Here is a 26,225-nt window from a genome sequence, read left to right on the forward strand (position 1 = left end):
GCGCGCCGATGAGTCGGTGCGCACCACCATCACCACTGGAGAACTGACATGCCGAAGCCCACCAAGGGCCCCCGCCTCGGTGGCGGCCCCGCCCACGAGCGCCTGCTCCTGAGCAACCTCGCCAACGCCCTGTTCACGCACGGCCGCATCACCACCACCGAGACGAAGGCCAAGCGCCTCCGTCCCGTCGCCGAGCGTCTCATCACGTTCGCGAAGCGTGGCGACCTGCACGCGCGCCGTCGCGTCATCGCACAGCTGCGTGACAAGTCCGTCGTGCACACGCTGTTCACGGAGATCGCGCCGCAGGTCGAGGACCGCCAGGGCGGTTACACCCGCATCACGAAGCTCGGCTTCCGCAAGGGTGACAACGCGCCGCTCGCCTCGATCGAGCTCGTGCTCGAGCCGGTCTCGGGCGGGCCCGCCCCGGTCAAGCGCGACGCCGCCCCGGCCGCTGCCGCTGCGCCGGTCGCGGACGAGACGCCCGCCGAGGAGGCCCCGGTCGACGAGACCGAGACGACCGAGGAGTCCGCTCCCGTCGAGGCCGAGACCGAGACCCCGGCTGCCGCCGAGGTCGAGGCCGACGCCGCTGCCAAGTCGGACGACGCAGCCAAGTAGGTCCAGCACCACCACACGACGGAACCCCCGCGACGCACGTCGCGGGGGTTCCGTCGCGTCCAGAGGTGACCACGGGCGGACGGGAGGCGCGCGCCGGTCGTGCGCAGCGCCTCCCGTCCGCCCTCACAGCCGACCGCGCCTACGGTGATCCCGTCATGGCACGAGCAGAACGGATCACCGGCGCGGGGCGCCGACTGTGGCAGTGGAGCCGCGACTCGGGGACGCAACCGCGCCTGCTCCTCGCGGCCAAGGCCGCGGTCGCCGCCGTGATCGCGTGGACCCTCGCGAAGTACGCGCCCGGCGTCGCCGCCGAGTACCCGTACTACGCACCGCTCGGGGCCATCGTCGCCATGCGGACGACGGTGTTCGCCGGCATCCGCGCGGGCGTGCAGACGCTGGTCGGCATCACGCTCGGCATCCTGATCGCCGGCTTCACGATGCTCGTGGACGCCCCCGGGGTCGTCGCCGTGGCGCTGGTCGTGGGCCTCGGTGTCCTCGTCAGCGGCTTCCGGATCCTCGGCGAGGGGTACTCCTGGGTGCCGATGGCGGCGCTGTTCGTGCTCCTCATCGGAGGCGGCAACGCCGAGGGCTACTCGTTCGCGTACGTCGTGCAGATGGCCATCGGGATCGCCATCGGCCTCGCGGTGAACTTCGCGATCGTGCCGCCGCTGCACTTCTGGGACGCCGAACGTCGCATCGACCAGGTGAACGCGGTGCTCGCGCAGCACCTCGACGACCTCGCGGACGTGCTCGACCAGGGGGAGCCGGACACCGCGGCCTGGGACCGGCAGCAGGGGCGCCTCGACAAGGCGATCGCCGACGTCCGGGACCGGGTCTCGGTGGCGCAGGAGAGTCGTCGGATGAACCCGCGCAGCGCCCTCCGTGGTTCCCGCGCCCGGCTGGCGACGGACGGGGCACGCTTCCGCGCGCTCGAACGGGCGGCCTGGTACACGACGGACCTCACCGAGCTCGTGGCACGGTCCGGTCCGGTGGCCGACAACATCGGCCGGCCGGACCCGACGTTCGCGGAGCCGATGGCCGGGGCGCTGCGTCAGGTCGCCTGCGTGGTACGCGGGGACTGCCCGGAGGACGAGGGCGACGAGGCGATCGCACGGCTCGAGGAGGCGCTCGACGCCAGCCGCTCGAACCCGTCGCACGTCACCGTGACGGCGAGTGCGATCGTGGCGCTGCGTGGGATCCTCGAGTCGGAGAAGCGGGCGACGGAGGACGTCGACACGAAGACCGGGCCGTTCGGCCGCTCGACCGGCGGCCACGCTCACTAGGATCGGGCCGTGCCCGTCGCCTCCCGTGTCGCCGTCCTCGGACCGGTCACGGTCGCGGGTCCGGACGGCACCGCGCTCCCGGTACCGGGAGCGCTCGCCCGGTCGTTCCTGACGGCGCTCGTGCTCGCCCCCGGGCACGCCCTCGGCACCGATGCGCTCATCGACGAGCTCTGGGGCGAGGACCGGCCGAAGGGCGCCCGGGCCGCGCTGCAGACCCTCGTCTCGCGCCTGCGCCGCACGACCGCGGACGGCCTGGTCGTCTCGACGAGCACGGGGTACGCACTCGGCGGCGACCCGGACGGCATCGACCTCGTGGCCGCGGAACAGGCCGTGCACGACGCCGACCCGACGACCGTGCGCGACGCCCTGGACCGCTGGCGCGGCAGCCCGGGCGCCGACGTCGACGGCGACCTCGGCACCGCGCTGACCGAGCGGGCGGCAACGACCGAGCACGCCCTGCGTCGGCGGCTCGGCGCGCTGCTGCTCGCGGACGGGGACACCGGTGCGGCGGCCACGATCTGGGTCGCCGAGGCCGAGGCGTCGCCCTACGACGACACCGCGGCGGCGGGGGCGATGCGGGCGCTCGACGCGGACGGCCGCACGGCCGAGGCGCTCGCGGTGTTCGCGGCGCACCGGGAACGATTGGCGGACGGCCTCGGCGCGGACCCCTCCGGCGAACTCGTGCGGCTCAACGCCGAACTGCTCCGGCGGTCCGTGGCCGCCGACGACCCGGTCCGACGGGTCGGCCTCCGCGTCGCGCCGAACGAGCTGGTCGGCCGGCAGGACGACCTCGCCGCGGTCTCGGGGCTCCTCGACGAGCACCGCCTGGTCACCGTGCTCGGCCCGGGCGGACTCGGGAAGACCCGGCTGGCGCAGGCCGTCGCCGGGGCGCTGCCGGCCACCACGGGTGTGGTCGTGTGCGAGCTCGCGCCGATCGGCGACGGGCAGGACCTGCTGCCCGCGCTCGGTGCGCTGCTCGGGATCGCGGAGGTCCGGTCGGCGCGGATGCTCCAGGACGCCGTCGTCACCGACCTGTGGGGCCGCGTGGTCCGGGCCCTCGACGACGGGCCGACCGTGCTCGTCCTCGACAACTGCGAGCACCTGCTGCACGACGTGGCCCGGTGCACCGCCGACCTGCTCGCCGCCGTGCCGGGCCTCCGGGTCCTGACGACCTCGCGTGCACCGCTCGCGATCGCGGGCGAGGTCGTCGCACCGCTCGGACCGCTGCCGGTCGAGGCCGACGGTGCGGCCGTCCGGCTCTTCACCGAGCGCGCCCGTGCCGCCCGCCCCGGTGCCGTGCTGCCCGTCGACGCGGTGCGCCGGATCTGCACCCGGCTCGACGGCAGCCCGCTCGCGATCGAGCTCGCCGCGGCCCGGATCCGCGGCATGTCCGTGGACGAGGTCGAACGCCGGCTCGACGACCGCTTCGCGCTGCTCCGCGGTGGCGACCGCAGCGCGCCGGAGCGGCACCGCACCCTGCTCGCGGTGATCGAGTGGAGCTGGCGGCTCCTCGACCCGGGGGCGCAGGACCTGCTCACCCGGCTCGCGCTCTTCCCCGACGGCGTGGCGGTCGACGCGGTCGAGGCCGTGGCGGCACCCGACCGGCGTCCGGACGCGCTCGACGACCTCGCCGAGCTCGTGGAGCAGTCGCTCGTGCAGCTCGTCGAGATCGAGGGGGAGCCGGTGCGCTACCGGCTGCTCGAGACCGTCCGCGAGTTCGGGGCCGCGCGCCTGGCCGAGCGCGGCGCGACCGGGACGGTCCGGGCGGCGATGACCGCCTGGGGCCGTGCGCTGTCGTCGACGCGGAACGTCTTCGCCCTGGGTGGCCCGCAGCAGTTCGTCGCCTTCACCGAGGTCCGGCGCGAGGCCGACAACCTCGTGACGCTGCTGCGCTGGGCCCTCCGGGCGGACGACGTCCCGACGGTCACGCAGGTGTTCGCCGCCCTCGGCGGCTACTGGACGCTGCGCGGGCTGCACCGCGAGGTCGTCGCCGTCGCACCCGACGTCGTCGCGGCGCTGCGGTCCCGCGAGCCGGACCCGGCGGACCGCACGGCCGCGGTCACCGGACTCGTGCTGTGCGGCGCCACCTCGGCGTTCTCCGACCTGCGGACGACCGCACGGGCCGTCTCCGGGCTCCGGCGCCTGCACCGGGTCGGCCGTGCCGACCACCCCGTGGTCGACGCGCTCGCCGAGCTCCTGCTCACCGTCGGACGCCCCGGGCCGGCCACCGCGTTGCTCGCCCGGCTCCGAGACGACCCGGACCCGGCGCTCGCCTGCCTCGGGAACCTGCTCAGCGCGCCACTCGCCGAGAACGCCGGCGAGCCCGCCGAGGCGCTCCGCTTCGCCCGCCGGGCCCAGGAGCTGTCGCTGGGCACCGGCGACGTCTGGACCACCGGGACCGGTTCGACCACCCTGACGCAGCTGCTCGCACAGTCCGGCCGCTACCGTGAGTCGCTCGCCGCGGCCGTCACCGCCCGCGAGCACCTCGAGCTGTTCGGCGCTGAGGACGACCTGTACGAGATCGGGTGGACGGTCGGACTCGCGTCGGCGGCGATCGGCGACGTCGAGCGCGCCCGTTCGATCGCCGCGGACCTGCGGCACCGACCGACCGGCGGCCGGGGTGGCTTCGACGACCGGGGGCTGATCGCCGTCCTCGCGGTGGCGATCACGGCGGAGTGCGCTCGGTACGAGGGCGACCTCGCGGCGTCCGCGGCCGGGTACACCGAGGCGTGGGACGTCGTGCAGCCCGGCCGGGGGAGCGCCGCGCACTGGGCGCTCATGGCGGGGGCCGCGCGGATCGCGGCGGTGGACGAGGCGGCGGCAGCCCGGTCCGGCGGTGCCGCCACGGGCCTCCCGGCTGCCGAGGCGGCGGTCGCCCGGCGCATCCGGATCGGGGCCCTCGTCCAGCTGCGCCTGCGGGACGCCCGCCGGGACATGCCGGTGATCGGGACGGCGCTCGCCGGGCTGGCCGTCGCCTCCGCGCGGACGGGCCGCCCGGCGACGGCGGCGGCGTGCTGGGGTGCGATCAGGAGGATCGGGTCGCGGCAGGACTTCGCGGTCCTCGCCCACGACCGGTTGCGGCGGCTGCTCGTCGAGGTCGTCGGTGAGGCCGCGCTGACCGACGCCGAGGCGGCCGCGGCCGGCTGGGACCGGACCGAGGCCGCCTCGCGGGTACGGACGCTGCTCGAGGACACGCGGTTGCCCGCCTGCGCCCCATGACCACCCGAGCGGTCCGTCAGGCCTTCCGCATGTAGGCCCGGACGGTCAGCGGCGCGAACACCGCGACGATCACCGCGGCGCCCAGCAGGCTGAGCCAGAGGTCCCCGCCGATCGTGCCGTGGTTGACGAGGTCGCGCACCGCGGTGATGAGGTGCGAGACCGGGTTGACCTCGGTGAACCAGCGCAGCCAGGCCGGCAGCGTGTCCGTCGGGACGAACGCGTTCGACAGGAAGGTCAGCGGGAAGAGCACGAGGTTGGCGATGCCCGAGACGCTCGAGGCGGTGCGGGCGATGACGCCGAAGTAGGCGAAGACCCAGCTGATCGCCCAGGCGACCACGATCACGAGCACTGCCGCGAGCAGGACCGCACCGAGGCCGCCGGCGGGACGCAGCCCCATGACGATCCCGACCACGAACGTGATCGTCGTCGCGATGGCGTAGCGCACGGTGTCGGCGAGCAGGGCGCCGGCGAGCGGTGCGATGCGGGCGATGGGCAGGGACCGGAAGCGGTCGAAGACGCCCTTGTCCATGTCCTCGCGGAGCTGGACGCCCGTGACGATCGATGACGTGATCGCCGTCTGGACGAGGATTCCGGGGATGATGACGGGCAGGTAGCTGCCGACGTCACCGGAGATCGCGCCACCGAAGATGTACGTGAACATCACGGTGAAGACGATCGGCATGAGCGTGACGTCGAACAGCTGCTCGGGCGTGCGCCGGATCTTCACGAGCCCGCGGTAGGCCATCGTGAACGACTGCCGGACGGTCGCGGCGAGGCCGGTGCCGCCGATCCCGGGACGGGGGGTCACGCGGGGCGACGACGTGGTGGTGGGTGTCGGGGCGAGGGTGGTCATGCGAGGCTCCCTTCGAGCGCGCGCTCGGACTCGGTCTCGGCGTCCGCGGACGCCGGCGAGCCGGTGATGGTGAGGAAGACCTCGTCGAGCGTCGGCTTCTGGACGCTGATCTCGGCGAGGGAGACGCCCGCGTCGCGGAACGACACGAGCAGGTCGGTGACGCGGTCGGGTGCGGTCATCGGGGCGGTGAGTCGCGCGCCCTCGGGGCTGACGACCGCGGGCGTACCGAGCACCCGTTCGACGAGCGCGGCGGCGGTCGTCATCGCGATCGGGTCGGCGTCCGCGAGCCGCAGCTGCAACGAGGCGGTGCCGACCGACGACTTCAGTTCGTCGGCGGTGCCCTCGGCGACCACGCGGCCGTGGTCGATCACCGCGATGCGGTCGGCGAGCTGGTCGGCCTCGTCCAGGTACTGCGTGGTGAGCACGACGGTGGACCCGGTTGCGACGAGCTCGCGGATCGTGTCCCACATCTGCGCGCGGGTCCGCGGGTCGAGGCCGGTCGTCGGCTCGTCGAGGAAGATGAGCGGCGGCTGCGCGATGAGGCTCGCGGCCAGGTCGAGCCGGCGGCGCATGCCCCCGGAGAACTTCTTGAGCGGACGCGACGCCGCCTCGGACAGCCCGAAGCGCTCGAGCAGCTCGACCGCCTTGCGCTTCGCGTCGGTGCGGGAGAGCCCGAGCAGTCGCGCGAAGATGACGAGGTTCTCGGTGGCGCTCAGCGTCTCGTCGACGCTGGCGTACTGGCCGGTCACGCCGATCAGGGAGCGGACGGTCTGCGGGTCGCGCCGGACGTCGTGGCCGAAGACGCGGGCCTCGCCGCCGTCCGGCACGAGCAGCGTGGCGAGCATCGAGATGGTGGTGGTCTTGCCGGCGCCGTTCGGGCCGAGCACGCCGTAGACGGTCCCGGCCTCGACCCGGAGGTCGACGCCGTCCACGGCACGGTTCGACCCGAAGGTCTTCACGAGGCCGGTGGCCTCGACCGCGAGGGGTGTGGTGGTCATCGGGAGGTCCTTTCGTCGATGTCGGTGTCGATGGTGCCGCCGGGCGCTCACGCGCCACTGACGCGGCACTGACACGCGCTGACACCGGCGGTCGGCCCCGGTCGGGGCGCGGGGTCGGCCGGGAGGCCCTGGTCGCCCCCGGTACGCTCGCTCCCGTGGACGGGACGGACGCGACGGACGGATCGGGTGCTGCGGGCACGGGCACGGGCACGAACGGGGTGCGGCTGCGCCTCGACGTCGCGTACGACGGTGCGGCGTTCTCGGGCTGGGCCCGGCAGCCCGGGCTGCGGACCGTGCAGGGTGCGCTGGAGTCGGCCCTCGCGACCGTGTTCACCCGCTGGGGTGCGCCGCCGCTGCTCACGGTCGCGGGACGCACGGACGCGGGCGTGCACGCCACCGGGCAGGTCGCCCACCTCGACCTGACCGCCGAGCAGTGGGGCGCCCTGACCCGCCCGCGGCGGTCCTCGCCCGACGGGCCGCCGCGCACGTCGCTCGACGGTCTGGTCCGGAGGATCAACGGCATCGCGGCGCCGACGGGCGACGTCGTCGTACGGCGGGCCTCGGTCGCGCCGGACGGGTTCGACGCGCGGTTCTCCCCGCTCTGGCGGCGCTACGAGTACCGGGTCGCGGACGCCGACGCCCCGCGCGATCCCCGTCGTCGTGGGCACACGCTCTGGCACCCGACGCGTCTGGACCCGGCGGCGATGGAGCGCGGTGCGCTCCGGCTGCTCGGGCTGCACGACTTCGCGACCTTCTGCAAGCCGCGCGAGGGTGCCACGACCATCCGGACGCTGCAGGAGTTCCGCTGGGACCGCGAGCCGGACGGCGTACTGGTGGCGCGCCTCCAGGCCGACGCCTTCTGCCACTCCATGGTGCGTGCGATGGTCGGCGCGACCATCGCCGTGGGGGAGGGCCGCTTCGGCCCGGACCGGCTCGAGGAACTCCGGGTCGCCGAACAGCGCACCAGCGCGTTCGCGGTCGCGCCGGCCCTCGGGCTCACGCTCACCGAGGTCGGCTACCCGGCGGACGACGAGCTCGCGGCACGTGCGACGCAGACCCGTGCGCGCCGGTCGGACGACGAGCCGGGCGCCGGTACCGTCGGGGGATGAGTTCCCGCAGGCCGCGTTCCGTCGTCTCCGTCGGCCCCGGGGTCGTCTTCGTCGAGGGACCGGTGTCGAACTGGGTCGTCCTCGCCGAGGAGGACGGCGTCGCGCTGATCGACGCCGGCTACCCGGCCGACACCGACCTCGTGCTCGACACCGTGCGGTGGGCCGGGCACGACCTCGGGGACCTGCGACGCGTCTACGTCACGCACGGGCACGTCGACCACGTCGGCGGCCTCCCCGGGATCCTCGAGCGGTTCCCGCACGTCGAGGTCCTCGCCCACGCGGACGAGCTCGACAACGTCCGCGGGCCCGGGCGGCAGCAGGTCACGCCCGCGGAGATCGGCGGGCGGCTGGCGGCACCCCGGACGCTCCGGTGGCTCGCGCGGGCGATCGGCTCGGACGCGCTGCGACCGGTCACCGTGCCGACCGCGCGGGCGTTCACGGGGGCCGACTTCGCCGAGCGTGCCGTGACCCCGTTCCCCGCCGTCGGGCACACCGCCGGCTCCACGGCGTACCTGCTCCCCGCCGCGGGGGCGATCGTGACGGGCGACGCGGTCGTCACGCACCACGACACGCTGCCGCGGTCCTGGCAGCCCCGGCCGCGGATGATCACGCCGTTCTTCACGGCGGACCAGGACGCGGCACTCGCGTCGGCGCGGGCGTTGCCGTACCCGGAGGTCGTGCTGCCGGGGCACGGTCCCGCGGTGCACCGGGTCGGGCGCGAGTGGGTGCCGGTCGCCGGCTGACCGTGCCCACGACGGGGGTGGACCGGATCGTTCACCTGCCGGAAACCTGAGCGACCGATCAGGTGTCTAGCGTGGTGCAGTCCCCCTCCTCCTGCCGAAGGTCAGCATGCCCAACCTCCTGCGGCGCACCGTGCTGTGCGCCACGGTCGCTGCGACGCTCGTCGCCGCCCCACTCGTCTCCGTCTCCACCGCCCTCGCGGACCCCGCCGGTACCGGCCTCGTCATCAGCGAGGCGTACCTCAAGGGCGGCAGCGCGAACGCCTTCTACAAGGAGAAGTTCGTCGAGATCACGAACCCCACCGCGTCGCCGGTGTCGCTCGCCGGCTGGTCGCTCCAGTACCGCGCGGCGACCAGCACCGGGAACTTCTCGACGAGCGCGCTCGAGGGCACCGTGCCCGCGAACGGCACGTTCCTGGTGTCGATGACCGGCAACGGTGGCGCGACCGCGGTGGGCGCCGACCTGCCGACCGCGGACGACACCGCCTCGATCAACCCCTCGGGCACCACCGGGACCCTCGCGCTGTCGAACACCACGGCTGCGCTCGCGCTCCCCGCCGGCCCCGTCGCGACGGGTACGCCCGGTGTCGTGGACCTGCTCGGCTACGGTGCGTCGAACACGTACGAGGGTGCAGTCCGGTCCGTGACCGGTGCCAACAACGTGCCGAACGGCCTGACCCGGGCCGGGGCGACGGACACCGACGTCAACGGCACCGACTTCACGGTCACCGAGTCGTTGACCCCGACGAACGCCGCGGGCGAGACGGGCAGCACCACGCCGACCGACCCCGAGCCGACCGACCCCGGCACGCCGGCCGGCCCCGCCGAGGCCGTCACCATCGCGCAGCTGCAGGGCACCGGCACCGCCTCGCCGTACGTCGGCAAGCGGGTCGTCACCGACGGTGTCGTGACCGCGGTCTACGCCACGGGCGGCCTGAACGGCTACACGGTCCAGACCGCCGGCACCGGCGGTGCGGTCGACCTCGCCACGCACACCGCGTCGGACGCCGTGTTCGTGTTCTCCGCCGCGACCGCGGGCAGCGTGGCCATCGGTGACGCCGTGCGCCTCACGGGCACGGTCGCCGAGTACAACGGCCTCACCGAGCTCGAGGTCGCCTCGACCGCCGACGTCGAGGAGCTCCCCGCCGCAGGCGTCGTGCAGCCGGTCCCGGCGACGCTGACCCTGCCGCGCACGGACGCCCAGCGCGAGTCGCTCGAGAGCATGCTCGTCGCACCGCAGGGCGACTACACGGTCGCCGACAACTACACGACGAACCAGTACGGCGAGATCGCGCTCGCCGCGGGGACGAAGCGCCTGATCCAGCCGACCGAGGTCGCCCGCCCGGGCAGCGCCGAGTACGCCGCGGTCGTCGCCGACAACGCCGCGCGCAAGGTCGTCCTCGACGACGGCGCGAGCACGAACTTCCTCAGCGCCGCGAACCAGTCGGTGCCGGTGTCCTGGCTCACCCAGGGCCCGGTCACCGTCGGTGCCGCCGCCACGTTCTCGGAGCCGGTCGTCCTCGACTACCGCAACGACGCGTGGAAGTTCCAGCCGACGACGCCGATCACCGGCGCGACCCCGGCGGCGGACCTGCCCGCGTCGTTCTCGAACGTCCGCACCGCGGCGCCGGAGAACGTCGGCGGGGACCTCAAGCTCGCCGGGTTCAACGTGCTGAACTACTTCCCGACGACGGGCGACCAGCTCACCGGCTGCACGTACTACACCGACCGTGACGGCGACCCCGTGACCGTCCGCGGCGGCTGCGACGCCCGCGGTGCGGCGAACGCCGACGACCTCGCGCGCCAGCAGGTGAAGATCGTGAAGGCGATCAACGCCCTGGGCGCCGACGTCGTCTCGCTCGAGGAGATCGAGAACTCGAAGCGCTTCGGTCAGGACCGCGACGCCGCTGTGGCGACCCTGGTGGCCGCGCTGAACGCCGCGACCGGCCAGGACACCTGGGCGTACGTCCCCTCCCGGGCCAAGGTCCCGGCGAGCGAGGACGTCATCCGTCTCGCGCTCATCTACAAGAAGGACCGGGTCGCACCGGTCGGCGAGTCGACCATCCTCGACGACCCGGCGTTCGTGAACGCCCGGCAGCCCGTCGCCGACGCCTTCCGCCCGCTCGGCGGGACGGCCGCGGACGACTTCCTCGTGATCGCGAACCACTTCAAGTCGAAGGGGTCGGGCACGGGCGAGAACGCCGACCAGGGCGACGGCCAGGGCGCCTCGAACGCCGACCGCGTCCGGCAGGCCCAGGCGCTCGCCGCCTTCTCGACCACCGAGCAGGAGAAGTACGGCACGGACCGCGTGTTCATGCTCGGCGACTTCAACGCCTACAGCGAGGAGGACCCGATGGTCGTCCTGCGTGACGCCGGCTACACGGACCTCGGTCCGGCGAAGGACTCGACGGAGTACTCGTACGTCTTCAGCGGCCTGAGCGGTTCGCTCGACCACGTGCTCGCCTCCCCGGCCGCACTCGCAGCCGTCACGGGCGTGGACATCTGGAACATCAACTCGACCGAGTCGGTGGGCCTCGAGTACAGCCGCTACGACTACAACGTCACGGACCTGTACCGCGACGACGTGTACCGCGCGAGCGACCACGACCCGATCCTGGTCGGCTTCGACCTGGCAGCGGACGAGACCCCGACCCCGGGTGACGGCGAGACCCCGACCCCGGGTGACGGCGAGACGCCCGCTCCGGGTGACGGCGAGACGCCCGCTCCGGGCAACGGCAGCGGCACCGGCACCACCCCCGGCGCCGGCCAGACGCCCGTCGCTCCCGCCGGGTCGTCGCTGACCGAGGCGAACCGTGGCAGCATCACCGCGCCGGCCTCGGCCCGTGCCGGCGAGACCATCACGGTCGGTGTCGGCTCGGCGCTCGCCGGGCAGCGGATCTCGGTGTGGCTGTACTCCGACGCGGTGCTCCTCGGCACCGAGGTGGTCGCCGCCGACGGCACCGTCCGCGTGACGATCCCGGTCGGCACGACGACCGGGTCGCACCGCCTCGCCGTCACCGCCGCCGACGGGTCGCTCGTCGGCTGGACCGACATCCGGATCGACCCGGCGACGGGCGAGCTGGCGTTCACCGGCGCGGAGCTCACCGGTGGCCTCGCCGCCGCGCTGCTCCTGCTCGCTGCCGGCACCGGGCTGATCGTGACCCGTCGTCGTCGGGCGGCCCGCGCCGCCTGACGCGCTGAACGCACGTCGAACGCGACACCGCACCCGTCTATCGACGGGTGCGGTGTCGCGTTCCCCGCGGTGGTGGTGACCACCGGACGGACGGGAGGCGCATGGCGGCCCCGCACCGTGCCTCCCGTCCGACAGCAGCGGGCGTTCGACAAGGCGAGCCGCGTCGGGTAGGCTCTCACCTTGGTCTGTGCGCCCCGTGCGCCGGACAGTCAGATGAGCCCTCCACCGGGCAGTTCCACGAGCATCGCCCGCGGAACACCCACCGGAGCGGGATTCACGGACTCCTCACCTCGACACGAAAGCAGCACTCCTGTGACTCGTACGTTCTCCCCGAAGCCGGCAGACGTCCAGCACGACTGGATCGTCATCGACGCGACCGACGTCGTCCTCGGCCGTCTCGCCACCCACGCCGCGGCGCTCCTGCGCGGCAAGCACAAGGCCACCTTCGCCCAGCACATGGACATGGGTGACTACGTCATCATCATCAACGCGGACAAGGTCGCCCTCACCGGCTCCAAGCTCGCGAAGAAGGTCTACTACCGTCACTCGGGCTACCCGGGCGGCCTCACGGCGACCTCCTACCCGGAGATGCTCGAGAAGCACCCGACCCGCGCCGTCGAGAAGGCGATCCGCGGCATGCTGCCGAAGAACACGCTCGGCCGTGAGCAGCTCGGCAAGCTCAAGGTCTACGCCGGCCCGGAGCACCCGCACGCCGCGCAGCAGCCCAAGGCGTACACCTTCGACCAGGTCGCACAGTAGTTCCGGCCACGACGACTTCAAGGACTGATAAAACTCATGGCTCAGATCGCTGACTCCCTCGACCAGACCCCGGAGAGCTTCACCACCGAGAGCGCGCCCGTCGCGTCCGAGGCCGCTCCCCGCCAGATCCTCAACGTCTCGGGCGGTGCCGTCGGGCGCCGCAAGGAGGCCATCGCGCGTGTCCGCCTCGTCCCCGGTGGCGGCTCCTTCACGGTGAACGGCCGCACGCTCGAGGACTACTTCCCGAACAAGCTGCACCAGCAGCTCATCAACGACCCGTTCAAGGTGCTCGAGCTCCTCGGCGCCTACGACGTCGTCGCCCGCATCACCGGTGGTGGCCCCTCGGGTCAGGCCGGTGCGCTCCGCCTCGCGATCGCGCGTGCGCTGAACGAGATCGACCGCGAGAACAACCGCGCCACCCTCAAGAAGGCCGGCTTCCTCACCCGTGACGCCCGCGTCATCGAGCGCAAGAAGGCCGGTCTCAAGAAGGCCCGCAAGGCGTCGCAGTTCTCGAAGCGCTAGTCGCGCGACGAACCCGATCGCAATGCCGCGTCTGTTCGGTACCGACGGTGTTCGTGGACTCGCCAACGGCGAGCTGACGGCCGCGCTGGCTCTGGGTCTCGCCCAGGCCAGCGCGGCCGTGCTCACGCACGGACACCATGCGGACGCCCGCCGGGCGTCCGGTCGACCGCGCCCCCGTGCGGTCCTGGCGCGCGACCCGCGCGTCTCCGGCGAGTTCCTCGGTGCCGCGGTCGCGGCCGGGCTCGCCTCCGCCGGCGTCGACGTGCTCGACGCCGGGGTCATCCCCACGCCCGCCGCCGCGTACCTGGTGGCGGACATCGACGCCGACTTCGGCGTCATGATCTCCGCGTCGCACAACCCGGCGCCCGACAACGGCATCAAGTTCTTCGCGACGGGCGGCCGCAAGCTGCCCGACGAGGTCGAGGACCGCATCGAGGCGGCCATGCACGACCAGTCCGCGCCCACCCCCACGGGCGGCGAGGTCGGCCGGATCACCCGGTTCGCCGACGCCGAGGACCGCTACGTCGTGCACCTGCTCGGCACGCTGCCGCACCGGCTCGACGGTCTCCACGTCGTGCTCGACTGCGCGAACGGTGCGGCCGCCGGCGTCTCGCCCGAGGTGTTCGTGAACGCGGGTGCCCGCGTGACCCTGATCGGCGCCGAGCCGGACGGCATGAACATCAACGACGGCGTGGGGTCGACGCACATCGACAACCTCGCCCGGGCGGTGCTCGAGCACGGCGCCGACGTGGGCATCGCGCACGACGGCGACGCCGACCGGTGCCTCGCGGTGGACGCCGCGGGCAACGCGGTCGACGGCGACCAGATCATGGCGATCCTCGCGCTGTCGCTGCAGGAGCGCGGCCACCTGAAGGACGACACGCTGGTCGCGACGGTCATGTCGAACCTGGGCCTCAAGCGCGCCATGGCGGACGCGGGCATCACGGTGCTCGAGACCGGCGTCGGTGACCGCTACGTGCTCGAGAAGATGAACGAGGGCGGGTTCTCGCTCGGCGGCGAGCAGTCCGGCCACATCATCTTCAACGACTACGCGACCACCGGCGACGGGGTCCTGACCGGGCTGCACCTGGTGGCCGAGATGGCGCGCACCGGGAAGAGCCTGCAGGAGCTCGCGTCGTGCATGACCGTCTTCCCGCAGGTGCTCCTGAACGTCCGGGGCGTCGACCGCCACGGGCTCGAGGACCAGGGCGTGCAGGACGCGGTCGCCGCGGCCACGGCGGCGCTCGGGGACTCCGGGCGGGTGCTGCTGCGTCCGTCCGGCACCGAGCCGGTCGTCCGCGTGATGGTCGAAGCCGCCTCGCAGGAGGACGCCGAGCGCGTCGCCGAGGAGCTCGCGGACGTCGTGCGTGACCGGCTGGCGATCGCGGCATGAGCGCCGCGCTCCGGCGCGCTGCCGCGGCATCGACGGCTGGCGGCGCGGGCTGCTTCCGCACAACCGAACGCACCCCGAACCACGTGATCGCGTGGCGCGGGGTGCTTTCGGTTGCGCGGAGGACCACGGCGTCGCGCCGACGCCCCCGCGTCAGATCTTGCGGAGCAGCACCGACGACACCTTGTGGTTCGCGCCCTTCTTGAGCACGAGGGTCGCCCGGGAGCGCGTCGGCAGCACGTTCTCGAGCAGGTTCGGCTCGTTGATCGCCCGCCACACCTCGGTCGCCGTCCGCACCGCGTCCTCGCGCGACAACGAGGCGAACCGGTGGAAGAACGAGTCGGGGCTCGAGAACGCCTCCTCCTGCAGGGCCAGGAACCGGTCGACGTACCAGGACTCGATGTCCTTCGTCTTCGCGTCGACGTAGATGGTGAAGTCGAAGAGGTCGGAGAGCGCGAGCCGCCCGTGCACCGGCGGCGCGAGCACGTTGAGCCCCTCGACGATGAGGACGTCCGGCTGCCGCACGACGATCTCCGCGTCGGGCACGATGTCGTAGACCAGGTGCGAGTAGAACGGCGCACGGACCTCGGTCGCGCCGCTCTTGACCTGGCTGACGAACCGCAGCAGGGCCCGGCGGTCGTACGACTCCGGGAAGCCCTTGCGGTCCATGATCCCGCGGCGCTCGAGCTCGGCGTTCGGGTACAGGAAGCCGTCGGTCGTGACGAGCTCCACGCGCGGGGTGTCGGGCCAGCGCTTCGTCAGCTCGCGGAGCAGCCGGGCGACGGTCGACTTGCCGACGGCCACCGATCCGGCGACGCCGATGACGAACGGTGTCCGACCGGCCCGCTCGCCGAGGAAGCGGCTCGTCTCCGCGTGCAGGTCCCGCGCCCCCGCCGCGTACAGCGTCAGCAGCCGCGAGAGGGGCAGGTAGACCTCCTGGACCTCCTGCATGTCGAGCCGGTCGCCCAGGCCGCGCAGCTGCACGACCTCGGTCTCCGTGAGCGACAGGTGCTCCCTCGGCGCCAGCTGGGACCACTCGTCGCGCGGGATCTCCACGAACGGGGTCGGGTGCGCGACGGCGGTCTCCGTGATCGGCATGGGCACGAGCGTACCGACGGGAGGCGCGGAGCAGGTGAGCGGACGGGCTGCGGTGGTGCGCGCCTCCCGTCCGGGGCACGGTGCGTGTCCGCAGGACGCGACCCGGCACGTGGACCGGAGGTCAGGCGGGCAGGGCCGCCTCGATGGCGGCGACGACCTCGGGGGCGTCCGGCTTCGTGGTGGGACGGAAGCGCGTGACGGAGCCGTCGGGGGCGACGAGGAACTTCTCGAAGTTCCAGCTCACCCGGCCGGCCTTGCCGGAGGCGTCGGGGGTCTCCTTGAGGGCCTGGTAGAGCGGGTGGGCCCCCTTGCCGTTCACCTTGACCTTCTCGGACATCGGGAACGTCACGCCCCACGTGGTCGAGCAGTACTCGTCGATCGCTTCGGAGGAACCGAGCTCCTGCAGGAACTGGTTGCTCGGGAAGCCGAGGACCGTGAAGCCGCGCTCGGCGTAGGTCTTCTGCAGGGCCTCGAGCTGCTCGTACTGGGGTGCGAGCCCGCACCGCGAGGCGACGTTCACGACGAGCACCGCCTTGTCGGCGTACTGCCCGAACGTCGTCTGCTCGCCGTGCAGCGTCGTGATCGCGATGTCGTCGAAGCGTCCCATGATCGGAACGTTATCCCCGCCACCCGCGGCTTCGCAGGGTCGGCGGTCAGCCAGACCGTAGGATCGTCCGCATGTGTGGAATCGTGGGCTACGTCGGCACCGGGAGCAGCCAGGAGGTCCTCCTCGGGGGCCTCCGTCGGCTCGAGTACCGCGGTTACGACTCTGCCGGCATCGCCGTCGTCGACCGACCCGGCGACCTGGTCTCGGCGAAGAAGGCGGGCAAGCTCCAGGCCCTCGTCGACGAGCTCGAGGCGCACCCGATCGCCGACGGTGCCACGGGCATCGGGCACACCCGGTGGGCGACGCACGGCGGTCCGACCGACGGCAACGCGCACCCGCACCTGGCGGACGGCGGCAAGCTCGCCCTCATCCACAACGGCATCATCGAGAACTTCGCCCCGCTGAAGGAGGAGCTCCTCGCCGAGGGCGTGACGTTCGCCAGCGAGACGGACTCCGAGGTCGCGGCGCACCTCGTCGCGCGGTCCTTCCGCGAGACCGGCGACCTGACGGCCGCCATGCAGCAGGCCGTGCAGCGGCTCGAGGGCGCCTTCACGCTCCTCGTCGTGCACGCCGACCAGCCGGGCGTCGTCGTCGGTGCCCGCCGGAACTCCCCGCTCGTGGTCGGCCTCGGCGACGGCGAGAACTTCATGGGCTCGGACGTCGCCGCGTTCGTCGCCTACACGCAGCGCGCGCTCGCGATCGGGCAGGACGAGATCGCCACGATCCGTCCCGAGGGGGTCGAGGTCGTGCACTTCGACGGCAGCCCCGCGACCCCGGACGAGTTCGAGGTCAGCTGGGACGCGTCGGCCGCCGACAAGGGCGGCTGGAGCTCCTTCATGGCGAAGGAGATCAGCGAGGAGCCCGAGGCCGTCGCGAAGACGATCCTCGGCCGTGTGCACGACGGTGCCGTCACGCTGACCGACCTCGACCCGATCGCCGAGCGCCTGCAGCAGGTGGACCGCGTGATCGTGATCGCCTGCGGCACCGCGGCCTACGCCGGGACCCTCGGCAAGTACGCCATCGAGCAGTGGGCCCGCGTGCCGGTCGAGGTCGAGCTCGCGCACGAGTTCCGCTACCGCGACCCGGTGCTCGACGAGCGCACCCTCGTGGTCTCGATCAGCCAGTCGGGCGAGACCATGGACACGCTCATGGCCGTGAAGTACGCCCGCGAGCAGGGCGCGCAGGTGCTCTCGATCTGCAACACGCAGGGCGCGACGATCCCGCGCGAGTCCGACGCGGTGATCTACACGCACGCCGGGCCGGAGGTCGCCGTCGCGTCCACGAAGGCGTTCATCGCCCAGGGCGTGGCGCTCTACCTGCTCGGGCTGCACCTCGCCACGCTGCGCGGGACGCTGACGGCCGAGCAGGTCGCCGAGCAGGTCGCCGAGCTCGAGGGACTCGCGCCGAAGCTGCAGCAGACCATCGACGACGCGTCCGGCATCGCCGAGCTGGCGAAGTGGATGGCGGACACCCGGAGCGTGCTGTTCCTCGGTCGCCACGTGGGCTACCCGATCGCGCTCGAGGGTGCGCTCAAGCTCAAGGAGCTCGCCTACATCCACGCCGAGGGCTTCGCCGCCGGTGAGCTCAAGCACGGTCCGATCGCCCTGATCGAGCCCGGGCAGATCGTCTTCGTCATCGTGCCGTCGCCGCGCGACCCGCGCTCGCTGCACCCGAAGGTCGTCTCGAACATCCAGGAGATCCGCGCCCGCGGTGCCCGGGTGATCGCCATCGCCGAAGAAGGGGACGCCGCCGTGCTGCCCTTCGCCGACGAGGTCCTGCGCATCCCGCTCGCCACGCCGCTGTTCGAGCCGCTGCTCGCCGTCGCGCCGCTGCACATGTTCGGCATGGAGCTCGCCGCCGCCAAGGGCCTCGACGTCGACCAGCCGCGCAACCTGGCGAAGTCGGTCACCGTCGAGTAGGTCGGACGTGATCATCGGCATCGGGGTCGACGTCGTCGACACGGAGCGGTTCCGGGGTGTGCTCGAACGCACTCCGGCACTGCGCACCCGGCTGTTCACCCCCGCCGAGCTGCTGCGCGACGGCGAACCGCGTCCGGTGTCCTCGCTCGCCGCGCGGTTCGCGGCGAAGGAGGCGCTCATCAAGGCCTTCGGGTCGAGCGCGGGACTGAGCTGGCAGGAGCTCGAGGTCGTCGCCGACGACCAGCGGAACCCGTCGCTCACCCTGCACGAGGGGGCCCGTCGGGTGGCGGCGGACCGCGGCGTCACCGACGTCCACCTGTCGCTGTCGCACGACGGCGGCATCGCGACGGCGTTCGTCGTCATCGAAGGGGGGAGCGCATGACCGCGTTCACCGGCATCACGGTCGACCGCGAAGCGTTGATCGCCAACTACGTGACCGTGTCCGAGCGCGTCGCGCCCGCCGGGGTGATCGCGGTCGTGAAGGCGAACGCGTACGGCCACGGGGCGCTCCACGCCGCACGGGCCTTCGTCGACGCGGGCGCCGAGTGGCTCGGGGTCGCGGACGTCGACGAGGGCATCGCGCTCCGCCGGGCCGGGATCGACGAGGGCGTGCGGATCCTCTCGTGGCTGCACGCCCCGGACGAGGACTTCCGCCGGGCCGCGCAGTACGACGTCACCCCGGCGGTCTCGAGCGTGTCCCAGCTGGCTGCGGCAGCCGACTCCGAGGTGCCGGCCGTGCACGTCTGCGTCGACACCGGCCTGAGCCGCAACGGCGCCGTGGAGTCCGAGTGGGCCGAGCTGTTCGCGACCGCCGGACGCATCGCCCGGTCCGGTGGGCGCACGCGCGTCGAGGGGCTCATGTCGCACCTGTCGAACGCCTCGCGTGCGGACGACCTCGACCAGGACGCCGCGCTGCAGCGGGCCCTCGACGGGCTCGCGGCGAACGGCATCGTGCCGGACGTGGTGCACCTCGCCGCGAGCGCGGCGAGCATCGCGGTGCCCGAGACGCGGCACGACGCCGCCCGGGTCGGGCTGGCGCTGTACGGCCTGAGCCCGTTCGCCGACCGCTCGTCCGCCGACCTCGGGCTGCGCCCGGCGATGCGCGTGACCGCCGCCGTGCTCCGGACCGTCCCGGTCGCCGCGGGCGAGGGCGTGAGCTACGGCTACACCTGGCGGGCGGAGACGGACACGCGCCTGGCGGTGATCGGGCTCGGCTACGCCGACGGCTTCGACCGTGACCTCGGCAACCGGGTGTCCGTCCGCATCGGCGACCGTCGCTTCCCCGTCGTCGGACGCGTCGCGATGAACGCCATGCACATCGACATCGGTGACGCGGACGTCCGGGTCGGCGACGAGGCCGTGCTCTGGGGCGACCCCGCCGACGGCGACCCGGCCGTCGAGGAGTGGGCGGCCGCGATCGGCACGATCAACTACGAGGTGGTCGCGAGGGTCGGCCGCAGCGTGGAACGGAGGACGACGTGAACGCGCCGCTGCGCCGGGCCCGGATCGACCTCGACGCGTACCGGTCGAACCTCGACCTGGTCCGCGGGTGGATGGCACCGGTCGAGGTCATGGCGATCATGAAGGCCGACGCCTACGGGCACGGCCTCGAGCCGATCGCCCTCGCCGCCGTCGACGCCGGGGTCCGGTGGATCGGGGTGCTGACGGTGCCCGCGGCGCTGCGACTGCGGTCGATCGGCATCGGCGAGGACGTCCACCTCTTCACCTGGCAGCACGACCCCGGGCTCGACTTCCGGGACGCGATCGACTCGGCGATCGACCTCGGCGTCTCGAACGTCACCGAGCTGCAGCGGGTCGTCGACGCCGTCGACCAGCGTCCCGCCCGCGTGCACCTCGGCGTCGACTCCGGTCTGCACCGCGACGGCGCGACGGCCGACGTCTGGCCCGACCTGGTGTCCCTGGCCGTGCAGGCGCAGCGTGCCGGTCGGATCGAGGTCGTCGCCGCGTACACGCACCTCGCCGAGTCCTCCGACGACGACGACAGCGCCGCCGTGGCGGTGTTCGACCGCGCCGTCGAGGCGGCGGAGGACCTCGGACTCGACCTGCCGATGGAGCACGTCGCGGCGTCGCTCGCCGGGCTCGAGCGCAAGGAGTTCCGGAAGGACATGGTCCGGATGGGCGCCAACCTGTTCGGCATCCCCGGTGCCGACGGTGTCTCCGCCGCGGACCTCGGGCTCGAGCCGGTGATGACGCTGACGGCCTCGGTCGCGAAGACGAAGCGCGTGCCCGTCGACACCGGCGTCTCGTACGACTACACGTACCGCACCAGCGCGGAGACGACGCTCGCCCTCGTGCCGGTCGGCTACGCGGACGGTGTCCCGCGCCTGGCGCAGGGGCGGATCGAGGTCACGATCGCCGGCAAGCGGTACCCGGTCGCCGGTCGGGTCGCCATGGACCAGTTCCTGGTCGACGTCGGCGACGACGAGGTCCGGGTCGGTGACCCCGTCGTGCTCTTCGGCACGGGGGAGCACGGCGAGATGACCGTCCTCGAGTGGGGCGCGGCGCTCGGCACGATCGGCGAGGAGGTGACGTGCCGCATCGGCGCGCGCGTCCCGCGCGAGGTCGTCGGACACGAGGTCGGCGGGCGCGTCGGCGACTACCTGCGGGAGCAGCCGTGACGGACGCCCCCCGCGTGCTGCTCGACACCACGGTGTCGACGACCGACGAGATGGGCGCGCTCGGCGCCCGGCTCGCCGCGGTCCTGCGTGCGGGGGACCTCGTCGTCCTCACCGGGCCGCTCGGTGCCGGCAAGACGACGCTGACCCGCGGCCTCGGCGCGGCCCTCGGCGCACGCGGACAGGTCTCCAGCCCGACCTTCGTGCTCGCCCGGACCCACCCCACCTCGGCGGGGCCGGACCTGGTGCACGTCGACGCCTACCGCCTGAGCGACCCGGTCGAGCTCGACGACCTCGACCTCGACTGGGACGCCGCGATCGTGGTCGTCGAGTGGGGCCGCGGGTTCGTCGACGGCATCTCCGACGCCGTGCTCGACGTGGAGATCGTCCGCGCGACCGGGGCGGACGCGTCGACGGACGACCTCGACCCGGACGACGTGCCGGACGAACCCCGACGGGTCGTCGTCACCGCGACCGGCGCGCGGTGGGCCGACACCGCACTCTGACGGGTTCCCGCGGTGGTCACTCGCCGGGAAGGCGAGCGGTCGGGTCGATGAAGAAGTCGGCGTAGCTCGGCTCGGCGACGGGGAGCCACCCCACCCGGGCGTGCACGAGCGCCTCGAGTTCGGCGGGCGGGGTCAGCCCGCGACGGCGCCACTGGTCGGGGTCGCGGTGCACGGCGGTACGAGGGGTCCAGGGCATCGGGCGTCCTTCCTGTTCGTGTCGCGTGTGCTCTGCATGTGTCCGGCAGAACATCACCGGAGAGTATTCCTACTCGACCGACGGTGATTCTGCAAACGCTTGCTCACAAACCTGGCGGCGCGGTCCCACCTACGATGGACGGGTGCTCCTCGCCATCGACACGTCCGCCGGTACCTCCGTCGCGGTCGTCGACCCGACGACCGGCCGGACCGTCGCCGAGCGCAGCACCGACGACTCCCGCCGTCACGCCGAGGTCGTCGGGCCGTTCCTCGCCGAGGTCCTCGCCGAGGCCGGGATCACCGGTGCCGACGTCACCGGCGTCGTCGCCGGCACGGGCCCCGGTCCCTTCACCGGGCTGCGCGTCGGCATCGCCGCCGCGCGGACCTTCGCCGCCGCCCTCGGCGTCCCCGTCCTGCCCCTCGTCAGCCACGACGCGATCGCGGCCGACCAGGCCCAGGACGGCCCGTTCGTCGTCCTGACGGACGCGCGTCGGCGCGAGGTCTACTGGAGCGCGTACGACCGGACCGGCACGCGGGTGGCGGGTCCGGGACTCGCCAGGCCGGCGGACCTGGACGAGGCGATCCGTGCCTCCCGTCCGGACGCGGTGGGCTGGGACCGGGTGACGGTCGCGACGGTGCCGGCCGGGAGGCTCGGGGCGATCGCCGCAGACCGGCTCGCCTCCGGCGCGCCCTTCGCGGACGACACCCCGCTGTACCTGCGCGACCCCGACGTGACGGTGCCGGGAGCCCCGAAGCGGGTCGTCCGGTGACCGGACCGTCGGCGGACGGACTGCGGATGCGCCGGGCGGTCCCGCAGGACCTCGACGACATCATGTGGCTCGAGCACGCCTCGTTCCCGACGGACGCCTGGTCGGCGTCGCAGATGGCGGGCGAGTTGTGGTCGCCGCACGGGTACTACGTCGTGGTCGAGACCACGGAGGACGGCGCCCCGACGGTCGTCGGCTACGCCGGGCTGTCCTCGCTCGCCGGCAACCCCGTCGCCGACGTGCAGACCATCGCCGTCGCTGCCGAGCAGCGGGGGCGGGGCATCGGGAGGGCGCTCTTCACGGAACTGCTCGACGAGGCCCGTCGGCGCGGGGTGCACGAGGTGTTCCTCGAGGTGCGTGCCGACAACCCCGTCGCGCAGGCGATGTACACCGCGGCCGGCTTCGAGCAGATCGCCGTCCGCCCCCGCTACTACCAGCCGGACGGTGTCGATGCGTGGGTGATGCGAGCGACGCTCGCACCCGCGCCGCCCGGCCCCGGACCCATCGGACAGGAGACCCTCGGTGAGCGCGACTGAACCCCTGGTGCTCGGCATCGAGACGAGCTGTGACGAGACCGGGATCGGCATCGTCCGCGGCACCACCCTGCTGGCCAACGTGATCGCGTCGAGCATGGAGGAGCACGCGCGCTACGGCGGGGTCGTGCCCGAGGTCGCGGCGCGGGCCCACCTGGAGGCGATGACCCCGACCCTGCACGAGGCCCTCGAGCGCGCGGGCGTGACGCTCGACGAGCTCGACGCGGTCGCGGTGACCGCGGGACCGGGGCTCGCCGGTGCGCTCATGGTCGGGGTCGGCGCGGCCAAGGCGCTCGCGGTCGCGACCGGCAAGCCGCTGTACGGGGTGAACCACCTCGTCGGGCACGTCGGCGCGGACGTGCTGCGCGCGGACGACACCGCGATCGAGCTGCCGACCGTGGCGCTGCTGGTCTCCGGCGGGCACACCTCGCTGCTGCTCGTGCGGGACCTGGTCGGCGACGTCGAACTGCTCGGCGAGACCATCGACGACGCCGCGGGCGAGGCGTTCGACAAGGTCGCGCGGCTGCTCGGCCTGCCCTACCCCGGCGGCCCGCAGATCGACCGGGCGGCTGCCGACGGCGACCCGACCGCGATCCGCTTCCCCCGCGGCCTCACGCTGCCGAAGGACATGGCGGCGCACCGGTACGACTTCTCCTTCTCGGGACTCAAGACGGCCGTCGCGCGCTGGGTCGAGAAGTGCCGCGACGAGGGCCGCGAGGTGCCGGTCGCGGACGTCGCGGCGTCGTTCCGCGAGGCCGTCGTGGACGTCCTCCTCACGAAGGCGCTCGCCGCGTGCCGGGACACCGGCGTCGACCGGCTGCTGCTCGGCGGCGGGGTCGTCGCGAACGCCCGGCTCCGCGCCGTCGCCGAGGAGCGGTGCGCTGCAGCCGGCGTCGCGCTGCGGATCCCGCCGTTCGACCTCTGCACGGACAACGGCGCGATGATCGCCGCGATCGGTGCGCGTCTGGTGGCCGAGGGGCACGCGCCGAGCGACCTCGGGATCGCCGCCGACTCGACCTTGCCGGTGACGACCGTCCAGGTCTGATCGGCGGGCCCGGCCGGGCTGCCGAGACCGGGCGGAGGCGCTTGTGGGAGGATCCTCTCGGGCGCCGACCGGGCGCCGAGGAGGGGTGGACGGTGTCCGATCAGAACCAGTGGCCGAAGCCGGGCGAGTCGAACGGGTCGCCCGACGGCCAACAGCGCGACGGCCAGCAGCCCGACGCCCGGCACCAGGACGGGCAGCAGTCGGGTGCGTACCAGCCCCCGATGTCGGCGCCGTCGAGCAGCGCGCAGGACCCGTGGTCGCGGTCCGGTCAGGGCACCGCGGCCCAGGGCGTCACCGGCGGCTCCACCGCGCCCCAGGGGCAGCAGGGCCCGTCGTCGTACGGGCAGCAGCCCCAGCCGGGGCAGCAGGCCCCGTACGGGCAGGCGCCGCAGGGCCAGCAGACGCCGTACGGGCAGCAGCCGACGGGCGCGCCCTACGGTCAGGCGGGCGCGAACCCGTACGCGCAGCAGTCCCAGGGCAACCCGTACGCGCAGCCCCAGGGCAACCCGTACGCGCAGCCGCAGGGCGGCAACCCCTACGCGGCGCCGTACGCCACCGGCGGGTACCAGCCCTACGCGCAGCGTCCGCGGACGAACACGCTGGCGATCCTGTCCATCGTCTTCGCCTACGCGGGCATCATCATCTGGCCGCTCGTCATCCTGTCGAGCCCGGCCGGCGCGATCATGGGCCACATCGCCCTCGGCAAGATCAAGCAGTCCGGTGAGGCCGGCCGCGGCCTGGCGCTCGCCGGGATCATCGGCGGGTGGGTCCTGACCGGGCTGTACGTGCTGTTCGCGGTCGTCTTCATCATCGCGATCGCCTCGTCGCACGGCTACTCCGACTCGTACGACTACGACTCGGGCGCCTTCATCGGCTGACCACTCCGCGAGAACGACAGGACCCCGCGAACGGTTCGCGGGGTCCTGTCCTCCTGCCGAGGAGACGCGGCAACCGACGCAACACCGACGCCGGACCCGCGCCGATGCCGGACCCGCGCCGACGCCGGACCCGCGCCGACGCGCTCCCGCGCCCTACCCGGCCACCCCGGCGAGCCGCTCGCACAGGACCGCGGTGTGCCGTCCCTCCAGGCGGGTGAGCACCAGCGTGACCGACCGGCGCCCCCGCAGCCGCAACCGCTTCCGGAACTGCGCGGGATCGACGTCGACCCCGCGCTTCTTGATCTCCACGGTGCCGACGTCCTCGGTGGCCAGGCGGGCGGCGAGCTGCTTCACGTCGAGCGGCATCGTGTCGAGCACCCGGAACCCCTGTGCGAAGGGTGTCGTGACGGCCCGGTCCGAGGTGACGTAGGCGATCCCGTCCGAGAGCATCCGGCCGTCCAGGGACCGGGCGAGGTCGCCGATGAGCCGGGCGCGGATGACGGCGCCGTCGGGCTCGTACAGGTAGGTGCCGACCGGGCCGACCTCGACGTCCTCCGCGTCGGCGGGACCGGTGAGCTCGGCGATCCCGTGGGCACCGATGACGGTCGCCGCGCGCCGGACGCCGGCGCGGGCGAGCGGGCCCGACCAGAGGACGAGCTCGACGACCTCGCGGTCGACGGAGACCCACTGCGCCTCGAGGGTGTCGGGGATCAGGTCGCGGTCGATGCCCGGTCCGAGCTTCACGCCCGTCGGGGTCGTCGTGGCCGCGGCGAAGACGGTGTCGAGCGAGGGCGACCAGTCGTCCGGGTCGGCGAGGCGCTTCGTGTTCGCGTGCCCGGCCGTCCGACGCGCGGGGTCCATCCACACGCCGTCGACGCGGGACAGGTCGAACTCGGCGGCGTCGCCGAGCTCGACGCGCGCGTTCGGCCAGAGCGCCAGGTTGTGCGTCGCGACGGCCGCGGTCACCTCGTCGCGGTCGACCGCCGTGACGTCGAGGTCGAGCGCGGCCATCGCCATCGCGTCCCCGCCGATGCCGCAGCCCAGGTCGGCCACGCGCGTCAGGCCGGCGGCGGCGAAGCGTCCGGCGTGCTGTGCGGCGACCCGCAGCCGAGTGGCCTGCTCGAGTCCGGCCTCGGTGAAGAGCATGCGCCCGGCGAAGTCGCCGAACTTCCCGCGGGCCTTCTGGCGCAGCTTCGCCTGCGTGAGGACGGCGGCCACGAGCCCGGGGTCGTGCCCCTCGGCGCGCAGCCGCGAGACCACGCGGACGATCTCGCCCCCGTCCGAGACACCGGGGGTACGGTCGAGCAGGGCCATCCCCTCGGGGGTCAGCAACTGGGCGAGATCGGCGGCTTCCACCCGA

General features: G+C 73.4%; 24 protein-coding genes. 18 read left to right on the plus strand and 6 right to left on the minus strand.

The features are described 5' to 3' along the window. The first annotated feature begins 48 nt into the window (after positions 1-48). The 3 genes from rplQ (at position 49) to H7A69_RS01280 (ending at position 5,117) form a co-directional block, all read left to right on the plus strand. The gene (gene rplQ / locus H7A69_RS01270) at positions 49-615 is read left to right on the plus strand and encodes a 50S ribosomal protein L17 (RefSeq protein WP_182045390.1); all 567 of its coding nucleotides are present in this window, start codon (positions 49-51) and stop codon (positions 613-615) included. Positions 616-770: 155 nt separating this feature from the next. After that, complete coding sequence (locus H7A69_RS01275) at positions 771-1,898, plus strand: FUSC family protein (RefSeq protein ID WP_182045391.1); 1,128 nt, start codon at positions 771-773, stop codon at positions 1,896-1,898. Positions 1,899-1,907: 9 nt separating this feature from the next. Then, complete coding sequence (locus H7A69_RS01280; protein WP_182045392.1) at positions 1,908-5,117, plus strand: BTAD domain-containing putative transcriptional regulator; 3,210 nt, start codon at positions 1,908-1,910, stop codon at positions 5,115-5,117. Between the two features lie 16 nt (positions 5,118-5,133). On the opposite strand, the gene H7A69_RS01285 is transcribed toward H7A69_RS01280, so the two are convergent. Both H7A69_RS01285 and H7A69_RS01290 read right to left on the minus strand, forming a co-directional pair. Then, positions 5,134-5,970 carry an ABC transporter permease gene (locus H7A69_RS01285; RefSeq protein ID WP_182045393.1) on the minus strand — a complete coding sequence of 279 codons (837 nt, stop codon included), beginning with the start codon at positions 5,968-5,970 and terminating at the stop codon, positions 5,134-5,136. Then, positions 5,967-6,968, minus strand: a complete 1,002-nt coding sequence (locus H7A69_RS01290) for an ATP-binding cassette domain-containing protein (RefSeq protein WP_182045394.1) — start codon at positions 6,966-6,968, stop codon at positions 5,967-5,969. Before H7A69_RS01290 ends, H7A69_RS01285 begins: the two co-directional genes overlap by 4 nt. A gap of 218 nt (positions 6,969-7,186) precedes the next feature. Here H7A69_RS01290 and H7A69_RS01295 point away from each other — a divergent pair, with 218 nt between their 5' ends. The 6 genes from H7A69_RS01295 to glmM all read left to right on the plus strand — a co-directional run bounded on the left by H7A69_RS01295 (position 7,187) and on the right by glmM (position 14,684). Continuing rightward, complete coding sequence (locus H7A69_RS01295) at positions 7,187-8,077, plus strand: tRNA pseudouridine synthase A (protein WP_182045450.1); 891 nt, start codon at positions 7,187-7,189, stop codon at positions 8,075-8,077. Beyond that, positions 8,074-8,820, plus strand: coding sequence for an MBL fold metallo-hydrolase (locus H7A69_RS01300; protein ID WP_182045395.1), 747 nt, complete (start codon positions 8,074-8,076; stop codon positions 8,818-8,820). The genes H7A69_RS01295 and H7A69_RS01300 overlap by 4 nt, the downstream gene beginning before the upstream one ends. Positions 8,821-8,926: 106 nt before the next feature. Further along, complete coding sequence (locus H7A69_RS01305) at positions 8,927-12,010, plus strand: ExeM/NucH family extracellular endonuclease (RefSeq protein WP_182045396.1); 3,084 nt, start codon at positions 8,927-8,929, stop codon at positions 12,008-12,010. Between the two features lie 312 nt (positions 12,011-12,322). Then, a complete protein-coding gene (gene rplM, locus H7A69_RS01310; RefSeq protein WP_069712821.1) occupies positions 12,323-12,769 on the plus strand; it encodes a 50S ribosomal protein L13 in 447 nt (148 codons plus the stop codon). Positions 12,770-12,805: 36 nt separating this feature from the next. Beyond that, a complete protein-coding gene (rpsI, locus tag H7A69_RS01315) occupies positions 12,806-13,291 on the plus strand; it encodes a 30S ribosomal protein S9 (RefSeq protein WP_069712822.1) in 486 nt (161 codons plus the stop codon). Positions 13,292-13,313: 22 nt separating this feature from the next. Continuing rightward, positions 13,314-14,684 carry a phosphoglucosamine mutase gene (glmM, locus tag H7A69_RS01320; protein ID WP_182045397.1) on the plus strand — a complete coding sequence of 457 codons (1,371 nt, stop codon included), beginning with the start codon at positions 13,314-13,316 and terminating at the stop codon, positions 14,682-14,684. 150 nt (positions 14,685-14,834) lie between these two features. Here the strand turns inward: glmM and coaA are convergent, their stop codons facing one another. Together coaA and H7A69_RS01330 are read right to left on the minus strand one after the other, a co-directional pair. Next, the gene (gene coaA / locus H7A69_RS01325; RefSeq protein WP_069712824.1) at positions 14,835-15,779 is read right to left on the minus strand and encodes a type I pantothenate kinase; all 945 of its coding nucleotides are present in this window, start codon (positions 15,777-15,779) and stop codon (positions 14,835-14,837) included. Between the two features lie 121 nt (positions 15,780-15,900). Next, positions 15,901-16,386 carry a glutathione peroxidase gene (locus H7A69_RS01330; protein ID WP_182045398.1) on the minus strand — a complete coding sequence of 162 codons (486 nt, stop codon included), beginning with the start codon at positions 16,384-16,386 and terminating at the stop codon, positions 15,901-15,903. A 71-nt stretch (positions 16,387-16,457) separates the two neighbouring features. On the opposite strand from H7A69_RS01330, the gene glmS reads away from it, so the two are divergent. From glmS to tsaE, 5 genes are read left to right on the plus strand one after another with little or no spacing between them, the layout of a single operon-like run. Then, complete coding sequence (glmS, locus tag H7A69_RS01335) at positions 16,458-18,305, plus strand: glutamine--fructose-6-phosphate transaminase (isomerizing) (protein WP_182045399.1); 1,848 nt, start codon at positions 16,458-16,460, stop codon at positions 18,303-18,305. Positions 18,306-18,312: 7 nt separating this feature from the next. After that, positions 18,313-18,687 carry a holo-ACP synthase gene (locus H7A69_RS01340; RefSeq protein WP_069712827.1) on the plus strand — a complete coding sequence of 125 codons (375 nt, stop codon included), beginning with the start codon at positions 18,313-18,315 and terminating at the stop codon, positions 18,685-18,687. Further along, positions 18,684-19,787: an alanine racemase gene (gene alr, locus H7A69_RS01345; protein WP_069712828.1), complete on the plus strand. Its 1,104-nt coding sequence runs from the start codon at positions 18,684-18,686 to the stop codon at positions 19,785-19,787. The genes H7A69_RS01340 and alr (H7A69_RS01345) overlap by 4 nt, the downstream gene beginning before the upstream one ends. Beyond that, positions 19,784-20,944, plus strand: a complete 1,161-nt coding sequence (alr, locus tag H7A69_RS01350) for an alanine racemase (protein ID WP_182045400.1) — start codon at positions 19,784-19,786, stop codon at positions 20,942-20,944. Before alr (H7A69_RS01345) ends, alr (H7A69_RS01350) begins: the two co-directional genes overlap by 4 nt. Next, positions 20,941-21,447 (plus strand): tRNA (adenosine(37)-N6)-threonylcarbamoyltransferase complex ATPase subunit type 1 TsaE, encoded by a 507-nt coding sequence (gene tsaE / locus H7A69_RS01355; RefSeq protein ID WP_182045401.1) that lies wholly within the window; start codon positions 20,941-20,943, stop codon positions 21,445-21,447. The genes alr (H7A69_RS01350) and tsaE overlap by 4 nt, the downstream gene beginning before the upstream one ends. A 16-nt stretch (positions 21,448-21,463) precedes the next feature. On the opposite strand, the gene H7A69_RS01360 is transcribed toward tsaE, so the two are convergent. Continuing rightward, a complete protein-coding gene (locus H7A69_RS01360; protein ID WP_141718952.1) occupies positions 21,464-21,643 on the minus strand; it encodes a hypothetical protein in 180 nt (59 codons plus the stop codon). Positions 21,644-21,785: 142 nt separating this feature from the next. On the opposite strand from H7A69_RS01360, the gene tsaB reads away from it, so the two are divergent. The 4 genes from tsaB (at position 21,786) to H7A69_RS17260 (ending at position 24,865) form a co-directional block, all read left to right on the plus strand. Next, positions 21,786-22,412, plus strand: coding sequence for a tRNA (adenosine(37)-N6)-threonylcarbamoyltransferase complex dimerization subunit type 1 TsaB (gene tsaB, locus H7A69_RS01365; protein WP_182045402.1), 627 nt, complete (start codon positions 21,786-21,788; stop codon positions 22,410-22,412). After that, complete coding sequence (rimI, locus tag H7A69_RS01370) at positions 22,409-22,945, plus strand: ribosomal protein S18-alanine N-acetyltransferase (protein ID WP_259346019.1); 537 nt, start codon at positions 22,409-22,411, stop codon at positions 22,943-22,945. Before tsaB ends, rimI begins: the two co-directional genes overlap by 4 nt. After that, complete coding sequence (gene tsaD, locus H7A69_RS01375) at positions 22,932-23,987, plus strand: tRNA (adenosine(37)-N6)-threonylcarbamoyltransferase complex transferase subunit TsaD (RefSeq protein ID WP_182045403.1); 1,056 nt, start codon at positions 22,932-22,934, stop codon at positions 23,985-23,987. Before rimI ends, tsaD begins: the two co-directional genes overlap by 14 nt. Positions 23,988-24,079: 92 nt before the next feature. Then, positions 24,080-24,865 carry a DUF4190 domain-containing protein gene (locus H7A69_RS17260; protein WP_220456167.1) on the plus strand — a complete coding sequence of 262 codons (786 nt, stop codon included), beginning with the start codon at positions 24,080-24,082 and terminating at the stop codon, positions 24,863-24,865. A gap of 153 nt (positions 24,866-25,018) precedes the next feature. On the opposite strand, the gene H7A69_RS01385 is transcribed toward H7A69_RS17260, so the two are convergent. Further along, positions 25,019-26,221, minus strand: coding sequence for a class I SAM-dependent methyltransferase (locus H7A69_RS01385; RefSeq protein ID WP_182045404.1), 1,203 nt, complete (start codon positions 26,219-26,221; stop codon positions 25,019-25,021). Between the last annotated feature and the right edge of the window lie 4 nt (positions 26,222-26,225).

The organism is Curtobacterium sp. ME26 (assembly GCF_903970945.1).
Taxonomy (GTDB): Bacteria; Actinomycetota; Actinomycetes; order Actinomycetales; family Microbacteriaceae; genus Curtobacterium; species Curtobacterium citri.

Coding starts and splice junctions, on each gene's coding strand:
- H7A69_RS01300 (WP_182045395.1), top strand. CDS start 8,074: ATGAGTTCCCGCAGGCCGCGTTCCGTCGTCTCCGTCGGCCCCGGGGTC.
- rpsI (WP_069712822.1), top strand. CDS start 12,806: ATGGCTCAGATCGCTGACTCCCTCGACCAGACCCCGGAGAGCTTCACC.
- glmM (WP_182045397.1), top strand. CDS start 13,314: ATGCCGCGTCTGTTCGGTACCGACGGTGTTCGTGGACTCGCCAACGGC.
- rplQ (WP_182045390.1), top strand. CDS start 49: ATGCCGAAGCCCACCAAGGGCCCCCGCCTCGGTGGCGGCCCCGCCCAC.
- H7A69_RS01285 (WP_182045393.1), bottom strand. CDS start 5,970: ATGACCACCCTCGCCCCGACACCCACCACCACGTCGTCGCCCCGCGTG.
- H7A69_RS01360 (WP_141718952.1), bottom strand. CDS start 21,643: ATGCCCTGGACCCCTCGTACCGCCGTGCACCGCGACCCCGACCAGTGG.
- H7A69_RS01305 (WP_182045396.1), top strand. CDS start 8,927: ATGCCCAACCTCCTGCGGCGCACCGTGCTGTGCGCCACGGTCGCTGCG.
- coaA (WP_069712824.1), bottom strand. CDS start 15,779: ATGCCGATCACGGAGACCGCCGTCGCGCACCCGACCCCGTTCGTGGAG.
- H7A69_RS01330 (WP_182045398.1), bottom strand. CDS start 16,386: ATGGGACGCTTCGACGACATCGCGATCACGACGCTGCACGGCGAGCAG.
- glmS (WP_182045399.1), top strand. CDS start 16,458: ATGTGTGGAATCGTGGGCTACGTCGGCACCGGGAGCAGCCAGGAGGTC.
- H7A69_RS01290 (WP_182045394.1), bottom strand. CDS start 6,968: ATGACCACCACACCCCTCGCGGTCGAGGCCACCGGCCTCGTGAAGACC.
- H7A69_RS01275 (WP_182045391.1), top strand. CDS start 771: ATGGCACGAGCAGAACGGATCACCGGCGCGGGGCGCCGACTGTGGCAG.
- alr (WP_069712828.1), top strand. CDS start 18,684: ATGACCGCGTTCACCGGCATCACGGTCGACCGCGAAGCGTTGATCGCC.